Raw genomic sequence first — 7,923 nt, forward strand, 5'->3', positions numbered from 1 at the left:
TGCAAGTCAAAACTTGTGATAGTTATAGACTATCGTCAAAGATTGCTTACAAATGGTTAAAAATATGTAAAATATTAATGATGATATATACTTTAATAACTATAATCATATATTAGGGTTATATTTTGATAACCATAATGTAACATTTTGACTTGACAAAGAAATACATTTGTGATAAAATATACTTACCGCGGTAAAATAATTAATCAACAGCAATACATGGAGGGAAAAATGAATAAAGGATTTAATAAACTCGTAGCATCTGTTTTATCATTAAGTTTAATTGCAGGTTATACGAACACCATTCCAAACTCAACAGCAAAGGCTGAAGAGAACACATTCAACGGATTTGAAATTGCAGGAGAGGTCGGACTCGATACCGCTTCTGCCGAAGTAGCTGAAGAGCTTGAACAGCTCAGCAGCTTAAACGATAATGGGGTACCTGATATTACCGTTTCTGAGAACAACGAAGTATCACAGATCAACGGCACACTTTCGGATACAAGCGTCAATACCAAGAATGACGCATTGTCTGTTATAGATAATATTTCAAATCTTCTCGGAATAGATAATGCATACCGTGAACTGAAGTTTGAAAGCTGCACTAACAGTCTGTACAATGATATCTATTCCTTCAATCAGTATTACAAGGGACTTGAAATGGTCAATTCCGGTATTACGGTCATCGTAAACAAGGAAACACGTGAGCCTAAGTTCCTCAACAGTTCATATGTATCAGATTTTTCGATCGATATAACACCTCAGATATCTGAATATCAGGCTATTGATGCAGTAAGAAACAACTGCGGTGATTATTCTGGTTCATATCCGAGACTGGTAATATATACTGATGACAATGGCATAAGCTCGCTTGCATGGGAGTGCAATGTCGCTTCACTGACAACAGGCAAGGTATATGTTGACGCAGTAAACGGCGGCATACTCTTTGAGGAGAAGCTTGTTCATGGCGCTAAACTGACCAATGACGGCAGCGAGGAGCACTACTTAGTGGATTACAACCGCCTCATGCCAAAGGCTGGTTCGTATTACATCGATATCGACCACAATAAGAGCGCTTTAAAGTTCTTCTTCCGTGACAAGATAAGAAATATCGCTATCCTCAGGAGCAATTCCTATTACGGCAGATTCGCGGGCAACGATTTTTATATATACTGCCACGATGATTACCAGAATATTTTCCGTACAAATTATGCTGAAAATGTTTTCTGGAAGACAGTAAACAATGATGATATGTATAATCATTTATCGGATTACCTTGCAGAAACAGCTACCTTATACAATGCGGAAAAGGCATATGATTTCTACAAAAACACTTTCGGCTGGATCGGTGCAGACGGAAGGGGAAGCACACTGAATATTATACCTGAGCTCAGAGACAATGGCGGATATAGTATTAATAACGCAATGGCTTTCAACGGAAACAATCTTCTTGTATTCGGCGCAAAAGGCTGGGATTCAAATAACAATGAGATGAGCTGCTGGGGTGCTGACCCTGATATCGTTACTCACGAGTTCACTCATCTTGTAACTCATGCAAAGCTTGGCTGGGGTCCGTCTTCCAACCACGAGACACAGGCGCTGAATGAAGCATACAGCGACATTATTGCTGAATATGCGGATGAGACTCCTGAATGGAAGCAGGGAACTGACATTTACCTGGACAATGCCGATGAATCGCTCTTTATAAGAAATCATGTTCGTCCTTCTTCACCTCAGTTATCAAAGTACAATGGCGCAGGAAGCCTTGATAATGCAGAGTGTCACAGGGCTGCGACCATAATTACTCATATTGCATATATAATGCACCGTATGGGAATCGAGGATGAAGTAGGAGTACGTATCTGGTACGGTTCACTTGATTACCTTAAAAACACAAAGAAGGACTTTGCAGCCTGCAGAAAGGCAGTCCTTGCAGCAATAAGTGATGCGGTATACGATAAGTCTTTCAACGGCAAGTACAATGATTCTTGGTGGGATTATACCCTTATGACAAACGCTGCTTTCAACCGTTCAGGTGTTCTTCCTGAGGATCTGCTCGGCGATCTGGATCATGACGGCGTTATCACTAAAAATGACGCTAAGTTACTGAAGCTGGATCTTGACGGTATCAGCTCTCTGCCGACCAGTGATCTGTTGCTTGCAGATATCAACATGGACAGCTATGTTGATATGGACGACTATATTGATTACTTCTTCGATTATAATTTAATATGATCGGCTGACCGGGCTCTAAAGGCTTCGGCAGCAGTTAACCGCAGCATACAGCTGCAATAACTATCAGGAAGTTTTATACTCAGTTACTGAGAGAACCTCTTTTTAAGAAGGGGTTCTCTCAAACTTTCTTATGGAACTTCCGTTATTATAAAATATGCGAATCGCAAAAAATACAGGAGTGAAGAAAATGAGAAGATTATTTGCAAGGATAGCAGCGGCTTCAATGACCGTATCTGTGATCGTTTCGGCGGTCCCTGCTGCAATGGCGGCACAGGCGGCTGAGATATATCCCGGTGACGGCTATGTCAGGACCTCGCCGCAGCTTTACAGAACATTTGACGGCTCGACCGGTTGTGTCAACTGCGCAAAAGAGACTTACAGCAATAATATATGGCTGGTAGACAAGGAAAATAATGTGCGTGTTATCGGTGACGGCAGTTATTCTGTGTCAGGCGAGGGAAACGGGAGAGTTGAACAGTTCAGGACTCCGACTAATATAGAGCCGGTTGCAGCTGATGCAGCGGACTGGGACACAAAGGCGGAAATGCTGGCTAACGTGGTAAAGGTACGTAACTATTACAGGAATACCCTGAATCACACGGATTTTGATTTTTCCGGTTCAGGAGATCAGGGCTTCTATGCGTTTGAGTTCAATAACTCATGTGACGCCCGTGCCCGTATCTCAACGGACAACTTTGGAAAATGCCAGGACTATACAGCGAATCTGCTTGGCTTTGGCGAAGGAGATCAGGAAAATTATTTCAGTATGGGCGTTGATGTCGGAGCTGTCGGTCATGAGTTCACGCACCTTTTCGTAAATAAGGAGCTTGGCTGGTGGCCTGACAAAATGAACACTGAGACAGAAGCGCTTATGGAAGCGTACTGCGACATTATCGGCGAGCTCTGCGAGGACGAGCCTGACTGGATGGTGGGAGCAGATGTGTTCAGGGCGAATACTTACGGAGAAAAGAAGTATTCCCTCAGAGATATGAGAAATCCTCAGGGAACCAGGAATCCTAAGTTCGGAGATATTTACATTGATTACTTTGATGATTACTCAAATTACAAGAGAAAGCTTGAATGGCTGAAGAGCAACAATCCGTATCCCATGCATCCCTGCTATCTTGGCACCACAGTCATTGACCATGCGGCATACCTGATGTATGAGGCAGGCATATCCAAGGATGATCTTGCGAAGATATGGTACCGCTCCGTATATTATTACAGAGGCGATACAACAAAGGCTACCTTTGTTGACTGTCGTGATGCCGTGGAGAAGGCAGCATATTATTCTTTCGGCAGCTCGTCAAGAGAGCTTCAGATAGTCAAGAAGGCATTTGACGATGTACGTGTAAAGTCACACCGTACAAGTCTTTCACAGGCAACTGCCGCAGTTCCTACACGTATGTCTGACTTTACCAGAATAGAGAGCTATAATCTGCCCGAAGGAAGGTACTGGAACACAGGCGATCCGAATACTGCGAGCAGAGTGGCCAAGTATGGCGACACATCGACCTATCTCCCTATGGGACCTACTGCCATTAAAAATTTTGTGATCTGCTCATGGCAGAATGAGGAGCCTTACTATCAGTGTGCCGGCTTTGCGAAGAAGCTTCAGACAGACTTTTTCCATACGGATACATTTGTGCAGAATTCAGACCTGTCATACGTTCCTGAGCTCGGAGACCACCTCCGTGTTGACCAGTACAGCAGAAGCACATATCTCGGAACACACAGCGTCTTCATAAGAGCTTTCGATTCAAACACCATTACCTATGCTGACTGCAATTCTGATCAGAATAATGTTATAAAATGGAACAACCGTGTTTCGTGGTACCGTGAGAATGACGGAAGATTCTGCTTCTCCGACGGTCTGTGTACCTATAAATTCGTATGGGTCGAAAGACCGCTCAAGCAGGGCGACACTAACGCAGACGGAGTTCTTGATAATAATGACCTTGTTGCTATGGACAATATCATCAGCGGCAATATCTCTTACAGGATGTACGATGGACTGCTGCGTGAATTTACAGCAGATATCAACGGCGACTATGTTGTTGACAGCGCAGACAGGGATATACTTTACGATCTCATCAATTGCAGAAACTACGCAAGGGAAAGATACGGATTTGTGATATACTGATCCCTGAGACAGCTGAACATGAAAAAAACTCCCGTGCAGCATATGCTGTACAGGAGTTTTTGATTATAACAGGTTGTACATTTCCTATAAACAACGGTATACGCTGTTGTTGATTGCTGCAAAGATAAAAATGGTAAGGAACTATTAACAGAAAGAACAATATCTTCAACAGGTATATGTGATATTATATTACTGTAAGGATATGATACTTCAATGGGTAAGGCAGTCATGATTACATAAAGTATTCATGAAAAACTGTCAGATCACACGGAGGTGAGGGAATGGATAATTCTGCGGTTTATATTTCGTATGTGATAACCGAGATATTCTGTATTCTGTTTTCGGCTGGTATTATCTTTAAGGCCAACAGAAACGTAGGTACAGACCTTCAGATGCGTCATTTCAGAGGAATGGCATTATTCTTTATAATATACCTTATAAGCGACAGCTGGTGGGCGCTCGGACAGGGCGGGCTGATACCGTTCAACAGGACGTTGAACAAGGCTGCGAACGCTGTGGGACTTGTAGCGGTTGCCCTGCTTACGCTTGGCTGGTGCATATTTGTTATTTACAGGATCGACCAGAATAAAACCAGGAATATGAAGCTGTTGATAAGGCTGTATTATGCTGCGGCAATTGTGGATATACTGATTATAATCTCATCTGTATTCACAGGTTTTTATTTCTATGTCGATGAAAATGATATCTTCCGGTTTGGCGACGGATATTTTCTGCATCTTTTATTCATTGTCGTACAGCTGTTTGGTAGCGGTATATATTCGTTCGTGCAAAGCTTTTCAAACAAGCAGGTCAAGCTGAAGAAGGAATACCGTTTGCCCCTGCTGTTTATAATCATACCGACTGCTGCGGCTGTGCTTGAAGGGATACTGCCGGTGTGTCCGATCGTGCCGCTGGGAATATATCTGCCTATACAGCTTGCTTTTTTGGAGATACAGAGCAGCGAGATATATTCCGACGCGCTCACCGGACTCAACAACCGCAGGCGTATGGAGATGTTCCTTCAGGACATGATACACAATGCCTCGGACGAAAATCCTTTCAGGATACACATGATAGATGTAAACGACTTCAAGCAGGTCAACGACAAGTTCGGACATATAGCGGGCGACAGAGCGCTGCAGCTTGTAGCTGACGCTCTCCGCAATGTTTCCGACAAGCTGCACGGATTCTGCGCGAGATACGGCGGTGACGAATTTGTGCTGATAGTCAGCGGCGAAGCGAAGGTACAGGAATTGATACAGAATGAAGTGAAATCCATGCGCGAAAGCTGTGCCGACCTTCTCCCGCAGCTGACGGTATGCACCGGCAGCGCGGTGTGCCGTTCGGGAGCAATGACCGCTACACAGCTGATCGCAAAGGCAGATGAGCAGCTGTATATACAGAAGGAAATATACCATGGAAGAAAGAAAATGGCAGAAAATGCCGGATAAAACAGAATATGAGGATATCCTTCCGTCACCGCAGATACGGTCATGGGGGGATTATTATTTGTAATTTGTTGCGAATTAACAAAATATCAGTTGACTTGTGAATAAAAATGCGGTATAATAATATAAACTTAAAAGTATTGCTAAATGATAAAAATACCATATCGCATTATTGAAAGGAGGCGGGGCAAAATGTATGTACAGGGCAAATGCTACAAATGCGGAGGATTTCTTGCTGTTGATGATACGCAGGACGCCTCTGTCTGCCCGTTCTGCGGCAAAGCCTTTGTCGTTGAAAAGGCTGTGAGCAGCTTTAACGAAACAGCACCTGATGATATCGGCACGATAAAGCCTTCCTGCAATGATGACAGTGACTTCGTCGTGGAAAGGAGCGTTCTTGTCCGCTTCAACGGTTATACCAAGAAGGATATAAGTATACCGGACGGAATAACTGTTATCGGAGAAGCTGCTTTTCAGGGCATGAATAACATAGAATCGGTCTATATCCCGGAGGGGGTCGAGCTGATAAGCGAGGGAGCGTTCTCAGGCTGCAAAAATCTTCAGTCCGTTCATCTTTCCGAAGGACTGGAGACTGTAGACAGAGATGTATTCAACGGCTGCATAAGTCTGAAGGCTGTAAAATTCCCTGACAGTGTAAAAAACATCGAAGCAGGAGCATTCACAGGCTGTACGAGCCTTGAATCGGTCAATATCCCACCCCGGACCGAGCTTCTGCCGTGGAGGATATTTGAGGGCTGCACAAGTCTGAAATACATAGTTATACCGAAAAGTGTCAGGACGATAGAGGACTTTGCCTTTGCGGAGTGCAGCGCCCTTGAAGAAGTAAAATTTGAATGTATGCGTTCGGACGGGGATACTGTTTCCGGTATCAACAGGATAGGCATGAATGCGTTCAGGAACTGTAAGAGCCTGAAGGCTGTAAACATTCCGGAGACAGTAAAATACATCGGCAATCAGGCTTTCAGGGGCTGCTCAAATCTGAAAAGGATACTTATCCCCAAGAGCGTCAAGGCGGTATATCCGCTTGCGTTCGCTGACTGTACGGGACTTGAACAGGCTTCCTTTGCAGGAGATACAGAGCTGTACAGAGGAAGCAATCCTTATAAGTATGAGAAGAATTCAGCGACCTTTTACAACTGTCCAAAGCTGCTGAATATAGCCTATATAAACCTGCAGAAATACTACTGGGCTTTTCCGGCTTATACAAAATCACAGGAGCCGGTAAACATTGAAAACGGCAGATGCAGGCACTGCGGCGGCGAATTCAAGGGCATTTTCGATAAAGTATGCTCCGTATGCAAGGCACCCAAGGATTACTGAGATTACAGTCTGCGTGACCGGAAGGCCGCGCAGACTTTTTGTGTATCCATGTTGTCCGTTTTGGATATTCCCGGAATGTTTAAGGAGTGGGGAAAAAACTGCAGAACAGTGAGAAGAATAACATATATTGTATAGTGTAAAAGCTCCCGGCATTTTTCGGGAGTTTTTTCATGTTCGGGAAAGACAAAACTCAAATTTCATGGAAAACAGCGTAAATACGTACATTTATGTCAAATCTGATATGGCTGTATATATAATTAATATAATATATTATATTAATTATATGCAGCAATTTTTGCATATTATGAGACATATCAATTGTTGCTCTTTTTAGCGGCATACGGTGCATTTGCCTATTTTTAGAGAAATGTTTTTTCAACACCGGCGCAATAATTGGTTAACAAAAAATACTGGGCGCAATATTTGGCTTGTATTACATTTTGTTAATATACTATAATAATATACAGATAATAATGCCTGCCATGTGGGGGAACAGAGCTTCCCTGAAAAAAACGGTCATGAAAAACAGACGGAAGCAGGTATTATCATCGGTGTGTTCTATTATTTTTAAAGGAGTGATTTTATTGAATCTTTCAAGAATCAAGAAAGTTCTTGGCGGAACGGTATCTGCAATGATGCTCGCGTCAAGTATCCCTGTAGTTGCTTCAGCTGCAGACCAGCAGGACAGAGGCAATATAGGCGGATATGACTACGAGATGTGGAACCAGAACGGACAGGGACAGGTATCGATGAATC

Annotated in this window: 4 protein-coding genes; all 4 read left to right on the top strand. The window is 43.3% G+C overall.

What is annotated here, in order from left to right; all coding sequences use genetic code 11:
- Positions 1–231 precede the first annotated feature (231 nt).
- The 4 genes from QZZ36_RS07185 (at position 232) to QZZ36_RS07200 (ending at position 7,167) form a co-directional block, all read left to right on the top strand.
- Positions 232–2,235 (top strand): M4 family metallopeptidase, encoded by a 2,004-nt coding sequence (locus tag QZZ36_RS07185; protein WP_295079078.1) that lies wholly within the window; start codon positions 232–234, stop codon positions 2,233–2,235.
- A gap of 187 nt (positions 2,236–2,422) precedes the next feature.
- Positions 2,423–4,378, top strand: a complete 1,956-nt coding sequence (locus tag QZZ36_RS07190) for a M4 family metallopeptidase (RefSeq protein ID WP_295079084.1) — start codon at positions 2,423–2,425, stop codon at positions 4,376–4,378.
- 281 nt (positions 4,379–4,659) lie between these two features.
- Positions 4,660–5,829, top strand: a complete 1,170-nt coding sequence (locus tag QZZ36_RS07195; RefSeq protein ID WP_295079087.1) for a GGDEF domain-containing protein — start codon at positions 4,660–4,662, stop codon at positions 5,827–5,829.
- A 189-nt stretch (positions 5,830–6,018) separates the two neighbouring features.
- Positions 6,019–7,167: a leucine-rich repeat domain-containing protein gene (locus QZZ36_RS07200; RefSeq protein WP_295079093.1), complete on the top strand. Its 1,149-nt coding sequence runs from the start codon at positions 6,019–6,021 to the stop codon at positions 7,165–7,167.
- Positions 7,168–7,923: the final 756 nt, after the last annotated feature.

The sequence above is a fragment of the Ruminococcus sp. genome (genome assembly GCF_016287535.1).
Classification (GTDB): Bacteria; Bacillota; Clostridia; order Oscillospirales; family Ruminococcaceae; genus Ruminococcus.